Here is a 26,992-nt window from a genome sequence, read left to right as displayed (position 1 = left end):
TTTTGAATATTACGTTTAATTACTATATCTTGTAAAAATAAGGTTGCATTGACTGCAATTTGGTATTTAATTACAATATTTGAGTTAATTGATAAGGACGCATTTGGGATTATGAGGTTGCAATTTTGGACTGTTTTATTTTTTTGTGCATTGACTATGTTGGGATGCCAACAACATAAGGTTGATCCTATACCCATCAATCAATTCTTTTCCACACCTGAAAAATCAAATTTTAAGATTTCCCCTAATGGTCGGTTTATTGCCTATATCGGCATGGACAATCATTGCAAAAATATCTATTTGATTGATTTGAAGCATCAGGATAGCTCCAAGCAATTAACCTACCAGAATGATATCAATGTAAAATCTTTTGCCTGGAATAACGATTCTAAGATTTCTTTTTTGACTGAACAATCTTCCCAAGACAGTTTGCGTTTGTATGCTGTGGATATTAACACTGAAAAAATCTGGGCATTAATTAAGCCTGTTCGTGCGCGGTTTAGATGGATTCATTCGACGGTATCTGGTGGTGAGGGTTTTGTTGCGGGGATTAATGATCGTGATTCCTCTTTTTTTGATCTATATCGTATTTATTTGGATGGTCGACCACGTGAATTGATTTTACAAAATCCAGGCAATATGAGCTCCTGGATTGCTTCCAATGATGGACAGATACGTTTGGCTATTGCAAACGATTCCGTACAACAATCTGTTCTTTTCCGTCCTTCTGAGAAAGAACCTTTCAAGGAGATCATACGTTGTGATGTAGAAAGCAGTTTCACTCCGTTGGGATATAAAGACAGTTCAAATAGTATTATCTATGCACTATCGAATATAAACCGTGATAAATTGGCCTTGGTAAGCTATGATCTGGTCAATGAAAGGGAACTGGGCGAGCTTTTTAGCCATAAAGAGGTAGACATGAGTCCAGGAGGTTATTTTCCGGAGCTAAATCGCTTGTTGTTTGTGAATTATACAACCTCAAGGCAAAGCAGGCATTTCTTCGATGAGCAGACCAAGCAGAAATATGATGAATTGTCTAAGCAGATTGATGGTTTTGAATTCCAAGTTCTTAATACCGATGCTTCAGGCGAAAAAGTGATTATTAAAACCTATACAGATGTTAATCCTGGTGGAATTTATTTTTATGATTTTACCACAAAAAAACTGACTAAATTAACCGATAATAATTCTGATCTTAAAGATAAGGAGTTGTCTCCAAATGAGTTTATTACTTATAAAGCGAGAGATGGGGTAGAGATATCTGGATACTTGACCTATCCGTTTCATTCCAATCGAAAAGATCTTCCAATGGTAGTATTGCCACATGATGGGCCAAATGGGCGTGAGGTGTGGGGCTTTGATAATGAGGCGCAATTTTTGGCAAACAGAGGGTATTTGGTTTTTCAGATGAACTATAGGGGCTCGACAGGATTCGGGAAAAAGTTTTGGACAGCAGGTTTTAAAGAATGGGGCGGAAAAATTCAAGATGACATTACTGATGGAGTGAAGTGGCTGATCAAAGAGGGGATAGCGGATAAGAATCGTGTTGCTATTGTCGGAAGGGGATTTGGGGGGTACTCTGCGCTTCATGCTGCTTGTTTCAATTCGGATCTTTATAAATGTGCGGTTTCTTATTCAGGATATACAAACCTATTCACCTACTTTAGGGATATTCCACCTTATTTTAAATCTTATGTACAGAAGATGTATCAGATCGTTGGTAACCCTATCCGGGAGGCGGAACTGTTTAAAAATATATCACCTGTATTTCATTCGGATAAAGTAAGGATCCCTGTGTTGTTGGTTCAAGGTGGAAAAGATCGGTTTAGTTCTGTGACGGATGCGAATCAATTTGTTCAAAAGTTAAAGAACAATAATGTTCCTGTACAGTATTTTCTAAAGGAAGATGAAGATAGGACCTTTAAAAAGGATGAGAATGTATTTGGCTATTATAATGAGCTGGAACGGTTTTTGGCAAAATATCTAGCAGACTAGAGGCGGCATATGAAAGCAGAAAAATACAGCTATCGAAAAAATTACGGATTATTGTTGATGTTTTTTATCGTCATCAGTGGCCTTTATATTTTTGCGCTTTTTCTATCTAGAAACTATACTGAATCGCATATAAAAAATGAATTTACGAATAGAAAATCTGAAATTTTTGATCAGACGCTGATTCCTTTTAATGACTTTTTTCAAAATAGAATTCCCGAGGTGTCTTTTTACCAAGGTTTCCTAGACTCTGTACAAGCGGGAAAATACGCATATAGTATTTTAAGTTCTTATCCTTTTGTACGGGAAATAGGTTTTTTTGATCTGCAATTCAATAATGATCATAATCTGAACTATGGTTTTATTGTTAATAACCTGCGGATTCAACCCAAAACTATTACCTTTTTTACGGTATCCCGATCGGGACTGAATAAAAATACAATTCTCGATCGTGCTCAAATGGGGCTGCATTCTGAGGAAATTAATAATATAGGGGTTAAACTTGCTACTTATATTGATAAGCTGCAAGCGAATGCGAAGCTTTCTGATAAGGATATTTTAAAGGTATTTTATACGATCAGGCCGGGGCAGATTACGTATTTAAATATACCGAGGGTTAATGATCTGATTGTTTATAAATCCATTATGGAAGGGAATCTGGATCATACTGTCGGCTATGAACAGGATATGTTCAACTTTCAGATTGACCCAATGTATTTGGAGGTGAAAAATAGTTATGCAAATCTTTACGAAAAGGTAGCGATTGTTCCATTGGTGGGCGCGCCAATTACACCTGAGGACGATGAAATTTCAACAGAAATGCCATTACCGGGAGCTTTGGCTGATTATAAATTGCTTTTCAGATCGAGTAAAAGTTTTCTTTCGGAAGAAATAAATCGTAGTTTTTGGCCTGTATTAGGTGGTATTTCGTTGATTTACATCATTTTAATAGCAATTCTATATTTAATTTATAGAAATTTAGAAATTAACGGGAGACTTTTTAAATTGCAATATGATTTTATCAACAATTTGACACACGAGTTTAAGACACCTGTTAGTGTAATAAAAATTGCGGGAAATAATATTAAGAGTGCGCAGGTACTTTCCGATGACGAAAGAAAAATGTATGGTAATATATTGGATCAGGAAGCTGATCGACTCAATAATTTAATGAATAAATTATTGTCTTTTAGCCAGATTGAAAATAAAACCATTAAATTAAACAAAGAAGAGGTGGATCTGGAGGAATTTACCGAAAATCTGGTTGCTTCTTCAAGAATAAAATATGCAGACTTTAAAATTAGCACAAAAATTGATGTAAGAACATCGATGCTGGCAGATCCAGTGTTATTGAGTAGCGTATTTCAAAACATGATAGACAATGCCTATAAGTATTCGAAAGCGGGGCATAAAATCTTGGATATTACGATACAACAAAATAAGAAGAATTTTGTTATCACTTTTAAGGACGAAGGGATTGGGATAGAGAAGGCGGAGTTTAACAATATCTTCAAAAAGTTTTATAGAATAAAAAGTCAATATAATCAGCAAGGAAGTATTGGTTTAGGTTTGGCTTTCTGTAAGGAAATCACTGAGTTTATAGGTGGAGACATTACAGTCAAAAGTCAATTGGGGCAAGGCACTACCTTTACGTTGGTATTTCCGGTTTAAAAATAAATTTAAATATGAAATATCCATGTTTAGAAAGCATGAAGACTTGTGATAATAAACTGGATATTCCATAAGACATTTAAAAGACAAATTATTTACTTATGAATAAAGACATCACTGTTGCTGTTATTGAAGATGATGAGAACTTACGTTTCTTGGTAAAACATCGATTAGAATCTGAAGGCTATCAAGTCATCCAAAGCGGAAATGGGAATGAAGCAGAAAGTTTAATCTTGGAAAAGAGACCCGATGTGGTCCTGTTAGATTGGATGCTCCCTGGAAAAGAAGGTAACGAGATCTGCGAAGATGTCCGTAAAGCAGGATTTGAGAATATCATTATTATGATGACTGCTAAATCCCAGGATGTGGACAAGATTGAGGCTTATAGCTTTGGTGTGACGGACTATATTAGTAAGCCGTTCAATATGGACGTGTTGATTGCTATGATAGATAATAAGGTGAAGTTTTTTCTACCTAAAAATAGTCCAGAGATCTATAAGTTTGGGCAGACGGAGCACCATCCAAATATCCATTCATTAATACGTGACGGTAAAAAGGTTGAGCTAACTATTCTGGAAAACAGGATTTTATTGCATTTTCTTCAAAATTTGGGCCGGGAAATCACGCGTGAGGAGTTGATGGAAGTGGTATGGGGCTATAGTTCAAATGTAAATACACGGACGTTGGATATGCATGTTGTGCGTCTGCGAAAAAAGATCGAAACAAACCCCGATAAACCGCATTATCTGCAAACGGTGAGGGGGTTGGGTTATAAATTTGTTGACGAAGAGGAGATTTGATTATATTTGATGGATAAGAATTTGTTTTGTTGAAAACAATTATTATCTTCGTATAGATTGAAAGCAAGACCATGTTACCCGACGAGGGTAATATGGTCTTGTTTCTTTTTTAAAATGTAGAAAATAAGAAAAAAGATAAAATTATGGCAGAAGTAACTTATTTTACGGAAGAAGGATTGCGTAAGCTGAAAGAGGAATTGGCTTATCTGAAGACGGAAGGAAGATCTAAAATTGCCAATGCTATTGCAGAGGCTAGGGACAAAGGTGATTTGTCTGAAAATGCAGAGTATGATGCTGCTAAAGAAGCTCAAGGGCTTCATGAAGCTAAAATTGCCAATTTGGAAAACACGTTGGCTACAGCTCGATTGATTGATGAATCCAAGTTGGACACATCGAAGGTATTGGCATTGTCAATTGTTAAGATCAAAAATAAAAAGAATGGAGCTGTGATGACTTACCAATTGGTTGCCGAATCAGAGGCTGACCTCAAGTCTGGTAAGATTTCCGTTAAATCTCCTATTGCTCAAGGGTTATTGGGTAAATCGAAAGGTGATACTGCAGAAATTGAAGTGCCTGCAGGTAAGATCGAATTTGAAATTGTAGAAATTTCGAGATAATATATGTCGGTTATGTGCGGTACGCCATAACCGCACATCCACAAATTAACTTTATATTAAGAAGGTCGGGTTCTAGCAATCGCGACCTTTTTTGTTTATATTTGTTGTGAACGTCATATTTAATGTTACTTATGGTCGTTTTTATCAAATGTATTTAGATAGGAAATATTAGACATTAGACTTTCCTTATGCAAGCCGATGGCTGCTACAACCCGAAGTCTCAATACCCAATACTAATATCTCTATACTTTATTTACAAAAGAATTTATTCCAATATAGAATAATATGTCAACAATTTTTTCAAAAATCGTTGCTGGTGAGATTCCAGCTTACAAAGTTGCGGAGAGTAATGATTTTCTTGCTTTTTTGGATATCAGTCCTTTGGCGAAAGGTCATGTTTTGGTGATACCTAAGAAAGAAACAGATTATATTTTCGATATTGAAGATGATGAGTACATGGCACTTTGGGTATTTGCAAAAATCGTTGCGCAGGGGATAAAAAAAGTAATTCCATGTGTTAAAGTTGGCGTGGCTGTTGTGGGATTGGAAGTTGCGCATGCACATATCCATCTTGTTCCGATCAATAAAATAAGTGACCTAAATTTTGCTGGGCCTAAGTTAAGTCTAGATGAAGATGAGCTTCATCAGATTGCTGAAACAATACGGGAGTCCATTATCAGCATAACTGCACAAAATCAATAACAAGATTATATTACACTTGATTTACTTTCGTTTTTTAGAAGAATACTATATTTGTACTCTGTTGTTTTAAAATTATACAGGGATAAAAGTAGATTTGGATTCTAAAATGAAGAAAACAACATTGATTTTTACTGAAAGTTATGCATGAACTTTTGTTGTCATTTCAACAACTAATGAATCCCGAAGAGCTCTTAAGTTCAGGTGGTTTTTATTTAGTTATTTTAATCGTATTTGCCGAAACAGGTCTGTTTTTTGGTTTTTTTCTACCCGGCGATTACTTGTTATTTTTAGCAGGATTGTTTTGTGCACTCAAAAAGATTGACGTGAGTATTTACACGCTTTGTTTGGGCTTGTTGGGGGCAGGAATATTAGGTAATTTTACAGGTTATTGGTTTGGTTATCGAGCCGGTCCCATGTTATTTAAGCGAAAGGATAGTATCATCTTTAAGCGGAAATATGTGGTGATGGCGGAAGAATTTTACCATAAATATGGAGGAACCGCATTAATTATAGGTAGATTTGTCCCAATAGTTCGTACTTTTGCTCCTATCTTTGCGGGTGTTGTAAAATTAGATTTTAAAAAATTCGTTTTATATAACGTCAGTGGAGCTTTAATATGGGTCTTGGTATTGACTCTTTCCGGTTATTTCTTGGGGATGGAGTTCCCATGGATTATCCATTATGTTGAATATGTTGTCGTTGGGATGATCGTGGTCGCATTTTTGCCTATTGCAATTACTTTGCTTAAAAAGCGAATAAAAGACAAAAGAAACAAACAAAATATACAGTAAAATAAAAAATGAGTAAACAAAACCCTTGGCACATGGTTTCTCCAGGTGAGAATGTGCCAAATGCCGTAAACGCTATCATTGAGATTACAAACGGATCCAAAGGAAAGTATGAATTAGACAAAGAAACAGGTTTGTTGCTTTTGGATAGAGTAATGAGTTCATCTGTTGTCTATCCAGCCAATTATGGTTTTATTCCACAAACTTATTGCGACGACAAAGATCCTTTGGATATTTTGGTGATCTGTTCGGTTGATATCTTACCTTTAACATTGGTGGAAGCGCAAGTTATTGGTGTAATGAATATGGTTGATGGTGGTGAGCAAGATGATAAAATCATAGCTGTTGCCAAAAATGATCCTGTATTCAATTACATTAAAGACATTGATCAATTGCCGCCACACACGATGAAGGAAATTGTACAATTCTTTGAAAGCTACAAAGCTTTAGAAAAGAAACAGGTCATAGTAGAAGGGGTGAAAGGACGTGAAGAAGCACAAAGAATCTTGATAGAGGCTATTGAGTTGTACAAAACAGAATTTGTTAACAAATAACCCCAAGCATGGCGCTCGATATTTTTGTGACATTGTTTTTAGTACTGGCCAACGGTTTTTTCGTTGCCGCTGAGTTTGCTATTGTCAAAGTCCGAATCTCCCAAATTGAAGTTCAGGCGAAAACAGGCAGTAAAGTTGCTACAATTGCCAAAAGTATAACGGAGCATTTGGATGGTTATTTGGCCGCTACACAATTGGGTATTACACTTTCTTCCCTGGCCCTAGGTTGGGTAGGAGAAGCTGTAATGACCCAGATTGTGCAGGGGGCATTAGGTTTCTTTGGTGTTGAATTGACCGGTACGATAGCGACCAAGGCAGGACATGTGTTGGCATTTGCGATCATTACCGTACTACATATTGTCTTTGGTGAGCTAGCTCCCAAGTCAATTGCCATTCAAAAACCTGTTGCAACAACGATGAAGATTGCGGTTCCCCTGCAATTTTTCTACTTTATCTTTAGACCTTTTATTTGGATCCTAAATGGTTTTGCTAATTTTCTGCTTAAAATTTTAGGCTTTGAAGTAACGAAAGGTGAATCCGCCCACTCTTCTGAGGAATTACAATATCTTTTGGATAAAGGAAAAGAATCCGGAGCATTGGATATTTCTGAACATGAATTGATCAAAAACGTCTTCGATTTTAACGAACGTATCGTCAAGAATATTATGGTACCAAGGACAAAAATTGTCGCGGTCGAAATAACAGCAGACGCTTCAGAATTGATTGAAACCATGACGGAGGAGGGGTATTCACGTCTTCCAATCTACGAAGATAACATTGATCAAATTGTTGGTATTGTACATACCAAGGACATCCTTCCACTTTTGGCAAAAGGCAAAGAAGTGGTGATGAGAAATATCATGCGTAAACCATACTTTATTCCTGAAACCAAAAAAATCAATGATCTGATGGCCGAGTTTCAGCAACGACGCCTTCAATTGGCTATTGTACTCGATGAATTTGGAGGTACAGCAGGGATGGCTACCTTGGAGGATATTGTGGAGGAGTTGGTAGGTGAAATCCAAGATGAGTATGATGAGGAAACACCAGTTGTCGAACGTATCTCTGAAACAGAGTATATGGTAGATGCGGGAGCTAGCATTCATGATGTGAATGAGTTTCTTCCCATTGAATTACCAGCAAGCCAGGATTACGATACAATGGCAGGATTGGTAAGTGAAATCTTTGATAAAATTCCTGAGGTAGGTGAGCGGAAGAAAGAATATGGTTATGTATTTACAATTATCCGCAAAGCCCAACAGAATATTGAATTTGTCAAACTGGAATTGGTTGAGTCTGCTGATGACGATGTAGCGGAATAAGACCACAATGAACAGTACATGCAGTTATTTTTTACACCGGAATTAAGTCCTTCTTTAGAAAATTTTATCCTCTCTGAGGAAGAAAGCAAGCATGCGGTTCGTGTGCTTCGTATGAATACGGGGGATCGTTTATTTTTAATTGATGGTCGGGGCGGCCTGTACGAAGCTGAGATTATAGATCCACATCCGAAACGTACTGTACTTCGCATTTTAAGTGTCAAAGAGAACTACCAACAGCCAAACTATCATTTGCATATTGCTGTTGGACCGACCAAGAATATAGATCGTATCGAGTGGTTTTTGGAGAAAGCTACCGAGGTAGGGATTCAAGAGATTACACCTATTATCTGTGAACATTCAGAACGCAAGGAAGTAAAGTTGGACCGCTTGAATAAAGTCATTGTATCAGCCATGAAACAGTCTTTAAAAGCGTATTTACCTCAATTGAATCCCGCTGTATCTTTTAAACAGTTTATAAAGGATATTCCAAAGGATGGTACCCAAAAGGCAATTGCACACTGTGTCGATTCCGATAAGAAGTATTTGAACCAAATATTTGAACCTGGACAGCACTATATTATTTTGATAGGCCCAGAAGGAGATTTTTCAGCAGAGGAAATTGATTTAGCCTTAGCATCTGGCTTTCTACCTGTATCGCTCGGAGACGCACGTTTGCGCACAGAAACAGCGGCTTTGGCAGCTTGCCTCGAAACCTCACTAATCAATAGATAAATCTGTACGATAAAAGATCAATGTGAATCTAATCTATTTCGGATAGATGAGATCCAACATTGATTAAATGCTATTTCTATTATTTTGCGAGCTCAGCATCTATGATCTGGATTTCGGAGTTTCCTTTAAGAGGATCCTTTGTAAAAATCATCTTTCCTTTTAGTTTGATAGGATCTTCAGAAAATTTAATTGCCCCACCCTTTAAGGTTACTTCTACCATAGGCGGGATCCCGTTTGAGCCACAAAATTGACATTGCATAACAGGTAGGACAGACATCATAAAGTTTTTGTGATTACGTCCACTATGTAGCGGGACCATATAACCCGGTAATTCGACCACCTTGTTTTCAAGCGCTTTGAGCTCCTTTGGATAAAAGGGAGTATAGACCTTTTTTGCTCCGTTATAGGTTACTTTGTAAGCCATTTTATCAATAGCATCCCATGTTTTGTTCATCATGGGCGTATGATCAGGTACATCGGTATTATTACCGATCTGTGCCTGTGCTTGTATAAAGAAGCATATAAATGCAAATGCTGTAATAATTTGTTTCATTATTTTAGTGTTGAGTATATATCGTATTGAGTATTGAGATTTTGGTGATGCAAATCTGAGATTTACCTCGTATATGTTATTCTTACGCTTTTACCCCAATTGCCCATTTATTCTATTTTTAACCTATTTATTTGATAAAGTTCCTGATATACTTGTCTTATAGGCCTTGATAGCAGGAATCAAAGCGGCTAGAACGCCAATGAGACAAGCGACTAACAAAAATACCAATTCTTTTGGATGTAGCTTAAAAGCTTCGATAAAATCCGCACTTTGGCTTGTTTGGTTGCTGATATAATATAGTGCCAAATGTGCCAATAGTAAACCTATCAGTCCACCGACAATTGTTATGGTCAAACCTTCGAGCAGGACAATGTTGAATAATTTCCCTTTAGAGGCACCGAGTGTACGCATAATAGCAAGATCATATTTACGTTGTTTCAGTGCATTATAGAGATTAATAAACACGCTCAGCCCTGCAATGAACATAATGACATAGGCAAGGATGGCTAATGAGTCTATTCCTACACCTAGGAGTGAAAACAGACGTGTACTTTCCATTGCTGGAGAAGCAGCCTGCATATCTGTTTGTTGATCGATCATTTTGGGTAGTATACCAATAGCGGCAGGTGACTGATATTTTACTAAGATAGCGGTTATTTCCAATCCGTTTTGTTGCACCATATCGGCCCCAATAGATTTGACAAATACGCCTTCCTCTTCATGCTCATGATCGTGATCAGCATGGTCGTGATGTTCTTTTTCTACTGTTGCTGTCGGAGCCGAAGAATTTTCCGTAAGGTCTTCGCCGTGGTGATGTTGATGTGCTTTGACGGTCTCTTCTCTATCTTCTTCGCGCTCACGTTGTTCTTTCTGGGCTGGGGTTTCATGGTCTTCATGCGCATGTGCGATGCCATGCACATCCCAGACACTCTCGAGATTGGTTAAAATCAAGTTGTCCGTTACGTTGTTATTTTGCTTTAGAATACCGACGATCGTAAAAGGATGTTCGTCATGGCTATGACCATCTTTGCTTAGTCCATGAGAGCTGTTGATTTGGTCACCTAGTTTAAAGTGGTGTTTTTTTGCGACCTGCTCACCAATAATAACCTCAAAGTTTTTTTGCCAAATGCGCCCTTCGTTTATTTTAGTATCGTAAATTGTTAGAAAGGAAGAATCGGTACCCACTATACGATGTCCTTTAAAATTATCGCCTAGGGATAACGGAACCGCCAATTGGACAAGCGGATTCTGGCGGAGCGGTTCGAGTTCATCTAAGGGGATATTTCCTGTTGGATTGTCGATATGATATACGCTGGACAAGATCAATTGAAGTGGACTACCTTTGGCTCCGATGACAAGGTCGATATTCTTACTGTTGTTGTCGAGTTGCTTTTCAAATGTTTCACCTGTAATGGAGAGCACAGCCAGTATGGAAATTCCAAAAGCTGTCAGTAAGATACTCAAAAAGACAGAACCAAACTGTCTACTTAAATTTTTCCAAACCAACTGTATCGTGTTCATAGCAAATGTTGAATAAAAAAGGTGAGAGATATGGGCTGTAAGCAATTATTTTAAGAGATACATTTTTGAAAACTGATCCTTGATCCGTTTATCGTGTGTTGTGATCAACAACGTTGAGCCAGCGGTATCTGCAATGCCCAAAAGAAGCTCCAGTACACGATTTGTATTATTATCATCTAAAGCTGCTGTTGGTTCATCAGCGATGAGTAGGGCCGGTTTATTAATGACACTACGTGCAATCGCGGCACGTTGCAATTGACCACGGCTCAGTTCATTTGGATAGGCCGCGGTTTTGTGATCCAACTGCAATTGTTTCAATACCTGATGAATCTCATCTACATTGACTTTTTTTCCAGCCAGCGACTGTGCTAATTTGATATTTTCTAGCAAAGTTAAATTTTTGAGAAGGTGAGCCTCCTGGAAGATAAACCCAATATATTGCGATCTGAACTTGTCTAGTTTGCTGTTGGATAATAGGGCAAGATCTTGACCATTAATTTTAACATGCCCCGTATTAGGTCGGGATAGGCCACCTAACATATTCAGTAAGGTTGTTTTTCCTGTACCTGAATCACCTAATAGTAGCGTATGTTGTCCTTTCTCGATATGGATGTCAGGAAATTCGATGCTTTTTGCATTGGTATATCGGAATGTTAGCTGCTCAGTAGATACGATCGGATTGCTCATATGCTCAAAAATTGAAAATATATTCAAACTTAGAGAAATTGCTTTGCATATGCAATATTATTGCAATAATAAGATCATTCTTGCTTCTAATCAATAGGATGAACGAATATCTAGTCTTATCGAATTACAATGATATGCATAAGTAAATGTACTAAAACCTAAAACTCGCCTTTATATGTTAATAACTTTTCGACTTAATGATTTTATTACACTTCATTAATATGATCTCATCGAAATAATGGAATAATTGCTCAAATGCTTCTTCAGGCAGGATTTTATCTAAAATTTTACGCTAGAATTTGCAAGGTAACATTAAATTAACAAGTGGTTTACGTAATGGTAATTCGTTGTTAATGTTAATATAATATTCTGCCAATAGCTTTGCAGAAACAAAAAAACAAAATAAATTGGAACCACAATTACAACTTAAAAGAATCGCTGCTGCCATTACGTTCGTCGTAGCTGCGTCAACAACAGTTTATGCACAGAGCAGTGGGAAGTTAATGGGGACTATTACAAATAGTAAGACTGGAGAAACGATTACGGGGGTGACTATTCGTGTTATTGGAACTTCTAGAGGCGGAAGCTCAGATGTTTCTGGTAAATATAGTATTCCGGCCTTGCCAGCTGGTAAGTATACTGTGGAGTACGCTTATATAGGTTACGCTACAAAACAAATTACTGAAGTTGAGATCAAAGCGGATGACATGACCAATTTGGATATTGTCCTTGATAATTCAGAAGGTAAGGTTTTGGATCAGGTTGTGGTTACGGGTTCTTTTAAGAAGGAATCCATTGGCGCATTATATGCACAGCAAAAAAATAGTGCGTTAATTTCTGATGGTATTTCAAGTGAACAAATCAGAAGGTCACCGGACAAAAATACCTCTGAGGCTCTACGTCGCGTAAGTGGAACAACTATCCAAGATAATAAATTTGTAATTGTACGGGGCCTTAGTGACCGATATAATGTAGCGATGATGGATGGCTCAGTGTTACCAAGTACGGAGGCTAACCGTCGAGCTTTTTCTTTCGACATTGTACCTTCCGCATTGATTGATAAAATCACGATTTCAAAAACTGCAACACCCGATCTTCCTGCTGATTTTGCCGGTGGTGCGGTACAAATAACAACGAAAGATATACCAGATAAAGATTTTGTTTCTATTGGTTTGGGGTATGGTTATAATTCTGCCTCAACATTTAAAGATTTTTTGCAAACTAAAAAGAATTTTCAAAACTATTTGGGGTTTGACGATGGTTCAAACCAGCTCGCGAAAAACTTTCCTTCTCGTCCAGATGTTGATGCTGGTCTTTCTCAAAAATGGCAGCGATTGGCACTTAAATCTTTGCCAAATGATTACGCTGTCCAAACCAAAAGTGCACTACCTTCTCAAACGTATCAGTTTTCGTTAGGAAAGGTTAAACAATATGAAGACAATAGCCGTTTCGGTGCGCTCTTTTCTATCAATTATCGTAATTCGCAAAATATTTTACCAAATATTGAACGTAATTGGTTTACATATGACTACCGCGATCAACAATACAAATTCTCCACAAATTTAGGAGCTCTTGCTAATTTTGGATATTCATTCGGAAAAAGTAAGATAACTTGGAAAAATTTGTATAATCGAACTTATGATAATACGTATACAGAACGATTTGGAACAGATGGAAGTTCATCTTCCATCAATAAGTTTTATGCATTTGATTTAATGCAAAAATCTCTATTCAAATCAACATTAGATGGAGAGCACGTGTTAAGCGATAAAAATGATAAAATCAAATGGACAGCTTCTTGGAGTAATATTGGAAATAGTCAACCTAATCAAACTAAAATAAATTATCAAAAACATGAGGATTATGCAAATGATCCATCTGTTCCGTATCTAGCAAATTTGACCACTGTTGGCAAAGCAAATTCAAGACTATTTGCTGACCTGAATGAGAATATTTTTTCTGGAGAAGCTAGTTACTCTACACCTCTAAATTTTTTGAACGCCCCAAGCACTTTTAAAGCAGGGGCTGGAACGCAATTTAGGAAACGTAATTTTGATGCTCGATTTGTAGGCTTTGAATTAAATACTTTAGCTGTTAGCGGTGACGAACAAACACGCATATTACAGCTTGCTCCAGATCAGATTTTTTCACCCTCACTTATTGATCAGAACGTATATAAATTTGGTGAAGTAAAAGGAGACGGTGACATCTATGATGCTAAATCACTATCGACCTTTGGCTATCTAATGATGGATCAAAAATTTGCAGATAAATTTAGGATTGTTTATGGGTTAAGAGTTGAAAATTATAATGTGCAAGTTGATGCTCTTCGGATATTATCTGGTAAAATTGAAAAAAGTGTAGATGATAGCAAACTTGATTTCTTACCGTCAGTTAATATGACTTATAGTCTAACGCCGAAAACAAATATTAGAGCTTCATATTACCGTACTTTAGCACGACCTGAATTTAGGGAATTGGCACCATTCTCTTTCTACGATTTTGAGAATATGGGAATGATTATTGGAAATGAGAAATTGAAACGAAGTTCCATTAATAATGCAGATTTACGTTTCGAATATTACCCTTCAGCTGGTGAAATTCTATCGGTGTCAGCTTTTTATAAAGGTTTTACTAATGCAATTGAACCATTCCGTTATGATATCAATTCCACGCCAGACATTAGTTATTTCAATGCACCTAAAGCTGATTTATACGGTATTGAGGTGGAAGCTCGTAAAAATTTGAGTTTTATTGACGAACAGGAATTCTTAAAAAATACAATTGCTTACCTGAATGTTTCTTTGGTACATTCTAAGGTGAAAAATCCTACTGATTTGGATTATATTGATAAGACAAGACCTATGGTGGGACAATCTCCTTATGTAATTAACGCAGGTTTGCAGCATAGTGCTATCGATAATAAATTGAATATTAACATTCTTTATAATAGAATAGGTAAACGTATTACTCAAGCAAGTGGTATGCGTTTCGCGAGTACTTGGGAAGCGCCTAGAAATGTGTTGGATTTTCAAGTAGGCTATAAAGTAATGAAAGGAAAGGGTGAATTTAAGCTTAATGCAGGTGATATTTTAAATAATGCAATTAACGTGTATTATGATAACAAAGAATTAAATCTGCCAAATGAAACTAGTTTCAAATATAAACCTGGTTCAAATTACTCATTATCATTTAATTACACTTTTTAAGATATAACATAAACTTAATAAGGATTTAATCTCCAAGTTAAAACAATTGAATTTATTTGTCTCAGCATATTAAAACTTACAAAATGAAAAAAAGATTTTTATTCTTATCCTTATCTGCATTGCTACTTGCAGGAGCATGTAAAGAAACAACGATTACGGATAATGGTGATGGAACGGAAACCCCTACAAATCCAGGCAATGAAAATGTTGTAGAGATCTCCGGCGAGATTACAACAAATACTACTTGGACTTCGGATAAGATTTACGTATTAAAAGGATTTGTTTATGTATCCAATGGTGCAATATTGACGATTCAACCGGGTACAATTGTTAAAGGTGATAAAGCAACTAAAGGAACACTGACTATTACACGTGGGGCAAAAATAAATGCTGCTGGAACAGTTGATAAACCAATTGTATTTACATCAGGTTTGGCTGCAGGTGCTCGCTCGCATGGTGATTGGGGTGGTATTATTATACTTGGTAAAGCTCCTGTTAATCAGGGTAACGATGTTAAGATTGAGGGAGGATTGACTGCCCCATCAGGTAAAGACGAAAAGAATTATATTTATTATGGCGGTACCGATGCTACCGATAATTCCGGAACTTTAAAATATGTCCGTATTGAATTTGGAGGAATACCCTTTTCGCCGGATAATGAAATTAATGGTTTAACATTAGGTGGAGTGGGTAATGGTACAACGTTAGACTATATACAAGTATATCGTTCTGGTGATGATGCTTTCGAATGGTTTGGGGGTACGGTCAATGCGAAACATTTATTAGCAATAGGAACTTGGGATGATGATTTTGATACAGACTTTGGATACGCAGGAAATGTTCAATTTGCAGTAGCTCAGCGGGCCAATGCCGCCGCCGATGTTTCGCAATCTAATGGCTTTGAATCAGATAATAATGGTAGCGGTACAGATCAAGCGCCAAAAACTTCGGCTGTATTTTCAAATGTCTCAATTGTAGGGCCAATTACAAAAGATGGGTTTTCTCCAAATGCAAATTTTCAACATGGAATTCAAATTCGTAGAAACTCTTCTATTAGTGTGGTAAATTCTGTAATCTCTGGATTTCCAATTGGAATTTATGTTGATGATACGAAGGTTACAACTGCTGAATCGACTTCTAAGAATGTTGTGAATGGTAATGCTTTGTTTGCGAATAACTTATTTTATGGAACACCAGTAGGTATCAAAACAACAGCAGCAACAAGTATTGCAAGTCAAGTAGAGGCCTTGATTAAGGCAAATAATACATTTGAGAGTAAATTATACGCCAGTAATTTATTTACAGCCCCTTTTAATTTTGGTAAGGACTTTTCTTCTACAGCAGCTAATCCTAATTTTACATTAGCAACAGGATCAGCCGCGGCAACAGGATCAAATTTTACACATGCTAAAGTTTCCGGAAATTTCTTTGACAAAGTGGCTTATAGAGGTGCGTTCGGAACTGAAGATTGGACAATTGGTTGGGCTCATTTCGACCCACAAACTTTAAACTATACAACTCCAGGAAGAGTAACACAAAATTAAAGTTAGATAATAAAAGAAATCCTGCCTATGGCGGGATTTCTTTTGTAGCATTTTTTACGAATATTTCGTTATATAGCCAATTAATATAAATTTCAAATGATGAAAAAAACAATCTATTTATTTGTGTTAAGTATTTTCCTGTTTCTTGGGTGCAAAAAGTCTGATGATAAATCAGAGACTGAACCTGATGGACTTAAAATAGATATAAAGGGAATTTCTGGATGGGGTGATGTTGTAAATGTCGTCATTGATAAAAATAAAACTGAAATTAGGTATCCGAAAAATCTTGTTCCGGAAGCTAAAAGAGATAAAGTTTACAAAACGAGTGAGGCCACATTAAAACAGTTGTCCACTTATATTGATAAGTATAATTTAATGGATGCGAAAATTCAGGAATGTGCCCGTTGTGTCGATGGAACGGATTATGTGATCACAATAAAATATGAAGGTAGGGAGAACACGGTTACTATTGCTGCTTACCGTACAGACGATAAATATACAGATCTATTGAGTTTTATTGATAAACTTTAATAGCTAAGAATTCTTAGTAGTTTGTTTTACAAGCCTTAAATGAAAATTGAAAAACCTAATGTTATTGGTTTCTGCTACAATTTAATTTGCTGGCAGCTTTCGGAACAGTATTTTACCTCGGCTCATAATGGTAAACAATCTGGTATGATTGTTTTTTAAGCTCATCAGATAATTGACCTATAGCCAAACTTTGCGCTTGCGGAGTCGGCTCACATACGGAATAGTATTTTCCATTATATAAAATCGCGTCACCAATAGGCTGTTCAAATTGAACGGCCATGGTGATATGTGTGGGGTACAAGAGTGTGATCATTGGGAGATTGTAAATCTCTTTGACTAGGTAAAAGAATAATGCTGCTCGATCATCACAATCGCTATATTTATTTAATAATGTCTGTTCCGGAGATAGTCGTTTTTCTGTCCCAAAATTCTCTTCATCATTTTCGTATAGAAAAGCATAACGTGTAAACCGCATTAAATAATCTACGCCTTCTTTTTCTTTCTTCCCTTTTAGATTTTCTTTAAGCGCAGGAACCAATGATTGGTAGGTTTCCTTACTCAATGGAATATTAAAATAGGTCTCGAAATCTACTCCCGGATAGTTTTTAAAAAGATCACTGATATCATTGTTCAGCTTAACGTTAAAATGATAAGCTTTATGGCCATAATTGAATGCAATTTGTTTTTCAATGTAGTTTGTAGGTACAAAATCGGGTAGCTTTGTGATTTTATAGCTGAAATCGTTGGTTGCTTCCGGCACTTTAATCTTTACAGGTATATAGGTGTCTGCCCGTTGAAATAGTTTTCCATAATCATGGAAATTTAGGCATGTATATTTCTTACCATCAACTTCAAAAAAAGGAATATCAGAAATATCCTCATTGTTCTGAATAAAAAAGACAATCTGATTATTTCCTACCGCCAAACGCGCATCGTATCCGGATTTGCACATCAGAAACCATTTGTATAGTGTGTAACGCGCATAGTTCTCCGCTTTTGGGGCTATTTGTTGTGCTGTACGGCGCACAAGTTGATAGTATACCCAGTCGTTGAGATGTTGTTTATCTTTGTATTCCAACAAACTATTAACCAAATCTCGATATTCAGCCTGATCAGCGGCTTGGTAGAACTCTTGGACGCGAGCTCCAGTTAAACTATCATCGAAGGGAATATTGAACGAGGGGGATACATCAATTGAGACCTTTCCGTCATAGAAATCGAAATCATGACGTTGCGCCCTAACAAGTTGTAGACTGTAGGTTAACCAGCATAAGATGGTTAAAAACGCAATATAGTATCCTTTGATGTTCAATTATTAACAATTTGATAATATTAATGTAATGTAAATTTAATAAATGTATGGGCTTTTTGCAAGGGTTTGAGAAAATGGTTTTACGACTTGATGCACTATAACCTATAATTGTGGAGAGAGTATTGAGTCAAGGTATATAAATGATTTATTTTGTTTATATAACGATTATAAATTAATAACATTTACTTAATATAAAGTGTAGTTTAATATTGTTAAATTTAGAGTGTAAAATAAAGAAAAATTATGAAACCTATTAATATTTATTTAATTTTATTATTATTAATTTTTAGTGGATGTAGAAAAGAAACAATGTCCAATGATTTTGTGGGAGACGATAAAATGCAGCCGCAGAACTCATCGACCCGAAGGGCAGCTATCACCAATTCAAACGACCCAAATTTGGATCCGAACTGGAATTTTTGGGATCCGAATTTGCAAAAAATACGTATTTATTATGGTAATGCAATTAATAATCAGCCAATTAATTTCGTAGACGAAGAATTGCCATGGAATACTATGGGTAATCCAGTTAATTTTGATAAGGATTTTACACCGGATTTAGGTTGGGTTCTTTATTTAAAAGACTTTGGAACGCCAGAGAGAGCAGCTCCTGTTCCATATTTTGCGCTTTACAATAAATATTCGGGCATTTTGCGGTTCTTTATATATAATTACAAGGTCAATCTTGAAAATGAGCAAGCAAAGACTTATTATATCGGAGAATTAGGTTTTGTTAGAACAGATATTATGGGGGATGATAGGGAATATAATTCCTCATTATTTATGTATGCTCCACCTGAACAATCTAGTGAGATAGCTATTAATTCTCAAAATAGACAAATTGTCGTATCTCGTAAAGACGTTTCTACTAAGTGGCTTAATTTTGATTTTAATATTGGTTATGATATTTATTCAGCTGCAGAATTTCATTTACAGGTAAAAGGTGCAAGTGAATCGGATATTAATTTATCTACGGATTTTTCAACGTTGACAGCTACGTCTTCAGTTGGGACTACGACGACGAGTTTTTCTAATTTTGGCAAATTTATAAATAATGGTTATGAATATATTTCTGCAGCTGATGGTTTACTTTCTACAGTAAATAATATTTCTAAACCTAGTACGACAGCTAGAATTAGTGGTAAGGTGGTGGGAAATTTAGATGTGAGTAGGAATATGCTGATAAAAGACGAAAAGATTGCATCAAGTGCAATTGGGATTGGTACAATAGCTGCCGCGGTATCGGTAATAAAAGGAGGGATCGGTCTTATCAAGACGTTTATTGGAGGTCGTTCATCTGTGAAAAATACCCAAACAAGTATTCATTATTCTGGAATAGTTAAAACATCAGGTACATCTACGTTATCGGTACCGTTATATAGTTTGCAATTTACTTATTCGCCTAATAAACCCCATTCTTCCAGTCGATATGTACCTCTGTATAAAAGTGGTAATTTTAATGATGGAATTGGGCTCTTTAATGCTCCATACTTAAACTATGGAGGATCGACAGATCTTGGATTGATTATAGATGAACATCGTTTTAAACCATGTCAAGGAGAAGTTATTTGGTCATATGCTGATTTTAAAGTCCCGAGTATTAAGGTTACTGGAGGATTCGAAAGCGAGATTGCAAAAGGAAATTTGAGAATTGATTCGATCAATATTGCCTTAATCAATAGAGCTTATATAACTGGTGTGCGTGAAGGGCAGTCATCATTTTTCTTTTTGCAGCAGACAGCAGGATTGATAACAGGCGTGAATAAGCTTAAAACTGACGACAAACAAACAAAATGGGTGCTTAATAATCAAGCTAATAGTTCGAATTATTACCTTCCGATAATTGACAGATACTATTTGTCGGCAAATAGCTTCTTAGACTTGAACACTATGAGAGCCAATAAATCTTTATGGCCTTTAATAGGAGTTGAAGTTCAGTATACCATTACGGATCCAAAATATAAAAGTGATGAATCTCGGTCTCGTGTTTTCTATAAAGTTTTAGAAGTAGGCCGTTTACAGTATTATTTAACTGAGTACGATGGAAGAAGCCTGGGATGTCCTTATTTGCCCACAGCCTACCCTTTGGTCCGATAGAATAGAGAGTGAACGTATTTGAGTGAAAAATCATGAAATAAAGTTTCTATCCTTTTTACCTTCTAAGATATATGGAGCAGGTAACTATGGTTCGCTAAAATACGTAAGGTTTTTCAGCAGACCTTAGTTACTCATTGCATCTTCAATAGTATCAAAAAAGACATTATTGAACATGCAGTTATTGATAGAAGATTCTATTTTCAGACGGCCAGTTTGGATACCGTAGCTGATGATGCCTTTTCCGAATGATTAAAGGTAGCAACACGATTCTGTTTGTTGATTAATTTGAACTTATTTAAATTAATCAAGCTATGTCATTTTGAAAAAGACCACCAAAATTCACCTTATCCGCAAACTTATCAAGATCGATGCCCTGCAGATCATGCAGATGTCAGCAATCCTATGCCGGGTAAAGAGCAAAGCAGTTTTACTATTCCCCTGGTTTTCTCATTCCTTTTGATTAATTCTGCAATTTCTGAAATGATTTGTTTTTCCAGGAGCTCTATCCTTTTTTGGGTTCTGATTAAGGATGTTTTTATTGGGCTCATCCTCTGCCTTTTCAGCGCGAAGCTTATTCTTCACTATGGTACGTTCTGATATTATTTGATCCCCTTCTCTAGTTAGTTGCTTCCTCTTTTTATAGACAGGTAATGGTTTTTCCAATTGCTCTAGATGGCGTTCCAGTCCAAACTGAGCAATAGCTTCGGAGGAGGTTTTGTCTATTAACATTTTTACGGTAAGACTCCGTGCACAATTACCTATCTTGTTGGTAGTACGATATAAACCTGCTCACCCCGGTCTTTTAAAAAGTAAGCCAGAGATTCGTGGTAGATCCCTGTCGCATATACCCAACAGCAATACTTGGCTGGCTAAACTTTTTAATCCACTTCTGCAGTATTTCAAACCCTTTAGCTGTATTAGAAAATGTTTTATGAGCATATAATTCCGACTTCCGGTCATCATGCATTCTTCCCAAACAAACCACTAATTTCTTTTTGGACTATATCAATTCCTAAAATCTGTTTAACTACTTTTTTCATGCCAATAATTTTGCGGAGTTAGTAATTGAAAATCTCCCTTCGTTTTGTCTCCTGCTGGTTAATATGGATATAAGGTTATGCAATATTCCTTACATTCTGTTCAAACTCGAAAAGATAAAAAATAGTAAGGTTATATCTACTCAACTGCATGCGGAATACGCTGCTCAGTTACGATTGTACGCTCACTATTTTTCAATTATTGGCTCAAATTTAATGGTATCTTACACCCATCTCAAAGAATTACACCTATATATCGCAAACATAGGAGTTACAGGGCTTTTTGCAAGGGATGATATAAAATGGCTCTGGAATTGCAATATCGCTTTATTTTCGTCAATTCATTTTTCAGCAGATCTGATAAATCTATACATTGTATCATCTATTAATGTTTCCAGATGTCAATTTATTTTTCAATTCCATGAATATCTGATCATTGTATGTAGGATAGTTTGGCTTAATTTTTCCATGGTACTAATCAAGTATTTTCCAAAATCCGGCTTTAGTAGAGCCTATTCTTTTGATTAACTAAAGTAGGAGTCTTGAGCCTACCTAGATGAATATTATAGCCAATGTTACCCTTGCCAAAGAGAAGCCAAGCTGAATTTGTTATTTGTTCGTTATTTATCAATTTTAGTTTTTCGAGGCTATTCTTTACATCGGTTAGTAACTGAAATCTTGCCACTGAATTATTTCAATTTTTTAACGACCTTATTTTCTATGAGCGACTTCATTTGTGTCATAGCAACTTTATTTAATTGTATAAGTCTTTCATTTTGGGGCAATCCCTGTGAATTAGTAATGCATTTATACTTTCCATATTACTTAGCACCACTAATTGCTCTATAATCGCATAATCTCTAATATTACCTTTCTTGTCGGAATTCTTATCTCTCCATTCTTTTGCTGTCATTCCAAACAGAGCAACATTAAGTAGATCGGCTTCACTTGAATAAACAAAGCTTGCCTGTTGTTTGGTGATTATTTCAGGAATTAGATTTTCCTTAATTGCATCAGTGTGGATATGGTAATTGACTTTTGCTAATGTTCTTTGTAAGTCCCAGTCTAGTTTCAAACGATTGTTTTCGTCATCTTTTAGACGTTGAAATTCATTCACCAAGTAAATTTGGAATTCTGGACTTAGCCACATTGCAAAATGAAACGCTATATCTTTGTGCGCGAATGTACCTCCGTATCTTCCAGCTTTTACAATCATTCCGATGGCCCTAGTTCTGTCGATCCATTGGCCCACAGACATAATGAATCTATTTGTTCCAGCTTCTCGTTCAATTACCCCGAATTCGGGGTAATTAAAATCGATGTTATTTATCTTCTCCCAAACACTCAGGTATTCTAATGTATTTTTATTAGTAATCCATTTACCAATTAGACCACTTCCCTCACGAAAGGATCCAGTCATATCAGTTAGATTAATATAATCAATTTCATTTTGAGTTATTACAGCTATATTTGAGTTCTTAACTTGTAAATTTCTGCTTTTAGTCATACTTTTAGATTTGATGAATTGTTTCCGTCAGATTGAGAGAATCAGACGGAAAAATAATCGGCTTTTTTACTAACTACTTTTTGTAGGAATAAATATACTAAAAAAAATAGTAATTTCAATCGCGACATAAATAGGGATTTAAAAAATAATGATTCGGTAGCCAATGTAATGCGCCGTGTCCCCGCTCTTTTATAGTGGTAGAAGTTTTCTGATCCAAAATTGGATAGACATGCCAAATCTCAAAATAGTTTTTTAAGGTTTGTGTAATTAAGAATCTGTTGTTTCAGCTGAGATTTTAGGCATTTTTACAAATTTTTCATTACTCCAATATCTCAACACCCCATCAACGGAGTCTTTCTGCAATAGGGCTTGACGGCTGCCACACAGAATTTTCATACATTTTTCAATATCACTAATGCAAAATTTAAACATGCATTGCGCTTTAATTTTCTTGAAGATTTCTAAGGCATCACGTTTTTGTTCGAAATACCCCTGCTCGACCCAGTTCTTCAAAAGTGCCAGTATAGCTTTATTGGTCTTTCGGGTACTGCCTTTTGGTGCATTTTTCTTCTTCCAAATGATCCGGGTACCGTCTCCGTTCGGAGAATAAACGATATGCGAAAAACCTTTATATCCATCCTCGTCGATATTTTTTGTATGGTAAAGCTGGATATTCCCGGATTGGGTGTCATTTACGAAAATTTTTGAGAAAGGACATTCTAGGATAAAAGGGAGGAGATCCAGTTGATCTTCATGGAAACGATTCTTGTCGCTTGGTTTGATAATAAAGCTAAAGACATAATTGTTGGGTTTGCCCAGCAGAAACGAAAGCTCGTTATCACCCATGTTGATTTCGTTTAACCTTTCCACCACTTGACAGATAATGACATAATCCATCCATGACATGATAACGTCGGGTTTCTCGGCTTTACGGACAGATGGTCTTTTGATAATTTCAATCAATGGAATAGAGGTCGAAAAGTTTAAAACTCTATGGATATTTTGACTTTGCCTCCAAGTCCTTTTTCAACAATGTCAAAAAGTGTTTTTAAGGTAATATTGCTCCCATTGTTCTCAACCCTTGAAATATACTCACGTTTTTTGTCAATCAGTTCGGCGAGCTCGGATTGAGTAATATGTCTTTCCTCACGCGCCTTTCTAAGGAGCAGGCCGATTTTAAAAGATTCAAAATCTCTATCCAATTCATCTCTTCTCTGGGTGCCTACTTTTCCGTAAACATCATCTTTAATATTTTTCCAGTTCTTAGTTTCCATCTTCTTTACCTTTTTGTTCGTAATATTCAGCCATGATACTTAATGCTTTTTCAATCTGATTTTTCGGAGTTTTTTGAATTTTCTTTTGAAAACCGTTCATTAAGACAACGAGTTTATCACCATCAAAAAAGCAAAATACACGCCATATATTGGAGCCAAGCTGAATTCTAGCCTCATATAATCCATCTGTTCCAGTTAAATGTTTTAAATAATTACTCGGAACCCGTTCTAGAGTTTCTATTGCTTCAATTATTTTAAAAATCTTGTCCTGTACCTTTTGGGGTTGATCCAAAAGGAAGTCTTCAAAATAATTTTTAAAAGCAATAACTTCTCTTACTTTCATTTTACAAAGGTAATTTAAAAGTTACTTTTTGTCAAGTTTTTTAAGCGTTTCTTCTAACGTATTCTTCCCAAACACTTTTTATAACTTCCTTTTCACTATCGTTTTTAGGAGAAAGATGTTGGTATAGCTCTTCTAAATTTTTAAGTTTCGCCGCATGTGTGGAAGTCTTTATCCCTTCCAATACTTTTTCCACAAAAACCGCGTCAGATAGTGAAACAACTTCTTTATTCACTTTTTCATGCGAATTGCTTACTTCCCAATCATCAGGCGGTATTATATCAATTAGTTCACATTCCGCCTCCTCTGCGATTGATGGGTAGTCAGCACTGTTATATTGGTTCTCTTCGTTGACATTTTCAATCTGAGAAACATAATTTCTGCTCTTCTTCAAATCTAAAGAAAATTGATATGCTGACTTACCTGCAACTAAGCGATAATATTTAGCTGCATTTAAAACGTATAATGAAAATCGATTGATTTTTTCCATATACCATTTTACATCTGATTTCTATCTTTTAGTAAAATTATATGCACACTTAATTTTGTAAAAATCGAAATGTTGCTTATATTTGTATTATGAATAATGCCTCAGAGTGTGTTATTCAAGTATTATATGGCTTTTGAAGCTTGATCTTGCTAAAGAAAACCTAGGAAATTTTCGATAGACGCAAGATGAAGAGTTCAAAGCCCAATCTCTACCTTTGTAGCAGAAGGAGGGGTGGGCTTACTCTTTGTTCTCGTCTATAGGCTTCCTAGGGCCTTCTTTAGGGAATGAGGTAAGATCCACCTCTTTTTTGTGGACATCCTTTCATATAGATCACATTGTTCAATCGCCTATGATTATAAACTGAGCAATGATGAGAAAACAACTGTTCAAAAACATTATCCGAAATCCTGAATAATTAATCTAACTATTCAGATTATTCTGACTTCACTAGCTATGGAGAGTGTTTCGCCAATATTGATGCCTTGTAAAATTCCATTCACACACCTCTAGCTTACCTTATTTAATCAATTTTAGTTGTGGCCGATGGCCTGAAAAATAGCTGATTTCAATCGGCAAGGGAATGCTATGCGCCTCAGTTTACGATTTTACAAAATTAAGAATGAAAGAATTTTTAAATAAATTGACAACTCTTGACCTGATATTTTATGAAGTCCATAAAGTAGATTATGATCCTTTAAAAGACATCGGGGCTTTCTGGAATGCTTATGATATCAGCACTTGCAATGAATATTTTATAGCGCTGTTTACCGTCTATAGCGGTAATCCCTTTGATAAAGAACCACTTTTTGATGCTGATCAAATGTTTGACTTTATGGTAGCACTGATGCGCATGCATATGGCTTACCATATGGTCCACTACAGGAATATGGACCTGGAAAAAGTGGCAATCCCAGCGTATGATAATAGCAAAATCACAGCGGAGGAACTGAAAATAGGTGAAAAAATATATCGTTTTTTCACCGCTTCGCAAAAAAAAACATTAACCAATAAATTATGAATATCCTAAAATCACGGCACCTTTTAAAGTGTCCAATATCCCACATAATTCAAGTACTCGTTAAGTACTGCTTAAGCACAGATATAGTACTATTTACTGGGCAACTACGTAAGCAAATTAACAAAGGAAAAATCTGCAATCAAAGTGCTTCGCTGATACTACAAAAGTACCTGAATAGAAACTGCAATTTATCAGTTGCGAATTGGAGTCAAAGCGCTATAAAAAACACACCTTCTTCATACAGTCTTCTGACCAACTTCGCCCCAACTTCTGCTTTTCTCCGGGCTGGCCTTTGGTCTTGCTCGGGTCGTCCTTCGGATTTTCCCGAAGCCAGCCCGAAGCTGATCAAAGGAAGACCCGTGCAACACTTGAAAAAGGGCAGAAGTTGGTCAGGAGTTGGTAGGGGATTGCTGCTATGCACGATTTTAGTTTTTATGTTTAGTTTATCGGCCCAGACGCCCCGCGAGGACAGCGGAGCCATGGGCCTTAAACCATTACAGATAGGCGACAGCATCCCAGATGCCCTGTGGAACCTACCTTTGAATACGGTAAAGCAGGTCAATGGAAAACAGAATATAACCCTTGACGATTTTAGGGACAAAAAGCTGATCGTACTCGATTTTTGGAACACCTGGTGTGGCAGCTGCATCACAGGGATCAAACATGGCGGGCAACTCCAACGGGCCACCAG

At 36.3% G+C, this 26,992-nt stretch carries 25 protein-coding genes; 15 read left to right on the top strand and 10 right to left on the bottom strand.

Annotation, left to right across the window (positions count from 1 at the left end):
- The first annotated feature begins 111 nt into the window (after positions 1 to 111).
- The 9 genes from AC07UV_RS11470 to AC07UV_RS11430 all read left to right on the top strand — a co-directional run bounded on the left by AC07UV_RS11470 (position 112) and on the right by AC07UV_RS11430 (position 9,181).
- Positions 112 to 1,998, top strand: coding sequence for an alpha/beta hydrolase family protein (locus tag AC07UV_RS11470; RefSeq protein WP_495183840.1), 1,887 nt, complete (start codon positions 112 to 114; stop codon positions 1,996 to 1,998).
- 9 nt (positions 1,999 to 2,007) lie between these two features.
- Complete coding sequence (locus tag AC07UV_RS11465) at positions 2,008 to 3,666, top strand: sensor histidine kinase (RefSeq protein ID WP_495183839.1); 1,659 nt, start codon at positions 2,008 to 2,010, stop codon at positions 3,664 to 3,666.
- 101 nt (positions 3,667 to 3,767) lie between these two features.
- Positions 3,768 to 4,466: a response regulator transcription factor gene (locus tag AC07UV_RS11460; RefSeq protein WP_077438378.1), complete on the top strand. Its 699-nt coding sequence runs from the start codon at positions 3,768 to 3,770 to the stop codon at positions 4,464 to 4,466.
- 143 nt (positions 4,467 to 4,609) lie between these two features.
- Positions 4,610 to 5,083 carry a transcription elongation factor GreA gene (greA, locus tag AC07UV_RS11455; protein WP_077438377.1) on the top strand — a complete coding sequence of 158 codons (474 nt, stop codon included), beginning with the start codon at positions 4,610 to 4,612 and terminating at the stop codon, positions 5,081 to 5,083.
- 285 nt (positions 5,084 to 5,368) lie between these two features.
- Positions 5,369 to 5,785, top strand: coding sequence for an HIT family protein (locus AC07UV_RS11450; protein WP_282253337.1), 417 nt, complete (start codon positions 5,369 to 5,371; stop codon positions 5,783 to 5,785).
- Positions 5,786 to 5,925: 140 nt separating this feature from the next.
- A complete protein-coding gene (locus AC07UV_RS11445; protein ID WP_495183838.1) occupies positions 5,926 to 6,576 on the top strand; it encodes a DedA family protein in 651 nt (216 codons plus the stop codon).
- A gap of 8 nt (positions 6,577 to 6,584) precedes the next feature.
- A complete protein-coding gene (locus AC07UV_RS11440) occupies positions 6,585 to 7,127 on the top strand; it encodes an inorganic diphosphatase (RefSeq protein WP_282253339.1) in 543 nt (180 codons plus the stop codon).
- An 8-nt stretch (positions 7,128 to 7,135) separates the two neighbouring features.
- Entirely contained in the window at positions 7,136 to 8,449 is a 1,314-nt protein-coding gene (locus AC07UV_RS11435) for a hemolysin family protein (protein WP_282253340.1), read from the top strand.
- Between the two features lie 18 nt (positions 8,450 to 8,467).
- Positions 8,468 to 9,181 carry a 16S rRNA (uracil(1498)-N(3))-methyltransferase gene (locus tag AC07UV_RS11430; protein WP_495183837.1) on the top strand — a complete coding sequence of 238 codons (714 nt, stop codon included), beginning with the start codon at positions 8,468 to 8,470 and terminating at the stop codon, positions 9,179 to 9,181.
- 79 nt (positions 9,182 to 9,260) lie between these two features.
- Here AC07UV_RS11430 and AC07UV_RS11425 read toward each other — a convergent pair whose 3' ends face one another.
- The 3 genes from AC07UV_RS11425 to AC07UV_RS11415 form a co-directional block, all read right to left on the bottom strand.
- Positions 9,261 to 9,734 carry a hypothetical protein gene (locus AC07UV_RS11425; RefSeq protein ID WP_495183836.1) on the bottom strand — a complete coding sequence of 158 codons (474 nt, stop codon included), beginning with the start codon at positions 9,732 to 9,734 and terminating at the stop codon, positions 9,261 to 9,263.
- Between the two features lie 123 nt (positions 9,735 to 9,857).
- Complete coding sequence (locus AC07UV_RS11420) at positions 9,858 to 11,255, bottom strand: ABC transporter permease (protein ID WP_495183835.1); 1,398 nt, start codon at positions 11,253 to 11,255, stop codon at positions 9,858 to 9,860.
- Between the two features lie 45 nt (positions 11,256 to 11,300).
- A complete protein-coding gene (locus AC07UV_RS11415; RefSeq protein WP_495183834.1) occupies positions 11,301 to 11,942 on the bottom strand; it encodes an ABC transporter ATP-binding protein in 642 nt (213 codons plus the stop codon).
- A 407-nt stretch (positions 11,943 to 12,349) separates the two neighbouring features.
- On the opposite strand from AC07UV_RS11415, the gene AC07UV_RS11410 reads away from it, so the two are divergent.
- From AC07UV_RS11410 to AC07UV_RS11400, 3 genes are all read left to right on the top strand, one after another.
- Complete coding sequence (locus tag AC07UV_RS11410; protein WP_495183833.1) at positions 12,350 to 15,151, top strand: TonB-dependent receptor; 2,802 nt, start codon at positions 12,350 to 12,352, stop codon at positions 15,149 to 15,151.
- An 83-nt stretch (positions 15,152 to 15,234) separates the two neighbouring features.
- Complete coding sequence (locus AC07UV_RS11405; protein ID WP_495183832.1) at positions 15,235 to 16,695, top strand: beta-helix domain-containing protein; 1,461 nt, start codon at positions 15,235 to 15,237, stop codon at positions 16,693 to 16,695.
- Between the two features lie 96 nt (positions 16,696 to 16,791).
- Positions 16,792 to 17,226 carry a hypothetical protein gene (locus AC07UV_RS11400; protein WP_495183831.1) on the top strand — a complete coding sequence of 145 codons (435 nt, stop codon included), beginning with the start codon at positions 16,792 to 16,794 and terminating at the stop codon, positions 17,224 to 17,226.
- 112 nt (positions 17,227 to 17,338) lie between these two features.
- Here AC07UV_RS11400 and AC07UV_RS11395 read toward each other — a convergent pair whose 3' ends face one another.
- On the bottom strand, positions 17,339 to 18,538 hold the full coding sequence (locus AC07UV_RS11395) for a hypothetical protein (RefSeq protein ID WP_495183830.1): 1,200 nt from the start codon (positions 18,536 to 18,538) through the stop codon (positions 17,339 to 17,341).
- 243 nt (positions 18,539 to 18,781) lie between these two features.
- Here AC07UV_RS11395 and AC07UV_RS11390 point away from each other — a divergent pair, with 243 nt between their 5' ends.
- Complete coding sequence (locus AC07UV_RS11390) at positions 18,782 to 20,635, top strand: hypothetical protein (protein WP_495183829.1); 1,854 nt, start codon at positions 18,782 to 18,784, stop codon at positions 20,633 to 20,635.
- A gap of 447 nt (positions 20,636 to 21,082) precedes the next feature.
- Here AC07UV_RS11390 and AC07UV_RS11385 read toward each other — a convergent pair whose 3' ends face one another.
- The 6 genes from AC07UV_RS11385 to AC07UV_RS11360 form a co-directional block, all read right to left on the bottom strand.
- The gene (locus AC07UV_RS11385; protein ID WP_495183828.1) at positions 21,083 to 21,364 is read right to left on the bottom strand and encodes a hypothetical protein; all 282 of its coding nucleotides are present in this window, start codon (positions 21,362 to 21,364) and stop codon (positions 21,083 to 21,085) included.
- Between the two features lie 1,062 nt (positions 21,365 to 22,426).
- Positions 22,427 to 23,179, bottom strand: a complete 753-nt coding sequence (locus tag AC07UV_RS11380; protein ID WP_495183827.1) for a KilA-N domain-containing protein — start codon at positions 23,177 to 23,179, stop codon at positions 22,427 to 22,429.
- A 267-nt stretch (positions 23,180 to 23,446) separates the two neighbouring features.
- Complete coding sequence (locus tag AC07UV_RS11375) at positions 23,447 to 24,142, bottom strand: hypothetical protein (protein ID WP_495183826.1); 696 nt, start codon at positions 24,140 to 24,142, stop codon at positions 23,447 to 23,449.
- A gap of 20 nt (positions 24,143 to 24,162) precedes the next feature.
- Complete coding sequence (locus AC07UV_RS11370) at positions 24,163 to 24,453, bottom strand: helix-turn-helix domain-containing protein (protein ID WP_495183825.1); 291 nt, start codon at positions 24,451 to 24,453, stop codon at positions 24,163 to 24,165.
- Positions 24,443 to 24,796, bottom strand: coding sequence for a type II toxin-antitoxin system RelE/ParE family toxin (locus AC07UV_RS11365; protein WP_495183824.1), 354 nt, complete (start codon positions 24,794 to 24,796; stop codon positions 24,443 to 24,445). The genes AC07UV_RS11370 and AC07UV_RS11365 overlap by 11 nt, the downstream gene beginning before the upstream one ends.
- A 40-nt stretch (positions 24,797 to 24,836) precedes the next feature.
- Positions 24,837 to 25,283 carry a hypothetical protein gene (locus AC07UV_RS11360; RefSeq protein WP_495183823.1) on the bottom strand — a complete coding sequence of 149 codons (447 nt, stop codon included), beginning with the start codon at positions 25,281 to 25,283 and terminating at the stop codon, positions 24,837 to 24,839.
- A 619-nt stretch (positions 25,284 to 25,902) separates the two neighbouring features.
- On the opposite strand from AC07UV_RS11360, the gene AC07UV_RS11355 reads away from it, so the two are divergent.
- Both AC07UV_RS11355 and AC07UV_RS11350 read left to right on the top strand, forming a co-directional pair.
- Positions 25,903 to 26,301, top strand: a complete 399-nt coding sequence (locus AC07UV_RS11355; protein WP_495183822.1) for a hypothetical protein — start codon at positions 25,903 to 25,905, stop codon at positions 26,299 to 26,301.
- Positions 26,298 to 26,992: TlpA family protein disulfide reductase (locus AC07UV_RS11350; RefSeq protein ID WP_495183821.1), on the top strand; the 695-nt coding region annotated here is incomplete at its 3' end. The genes AC07UV_RS11355 and AC07UV_RS11350, both read left to right, overlap by 4 nt.

The sequence above is a fragment of the Sphingobacterium sp. GW821-FHT03E03 genome (assembly GCF_059420745.1).
Note: the sequence above shows the minus strand (reverse complement) of the source record. Positions and strands in the feature narration are given on the sequence as shown.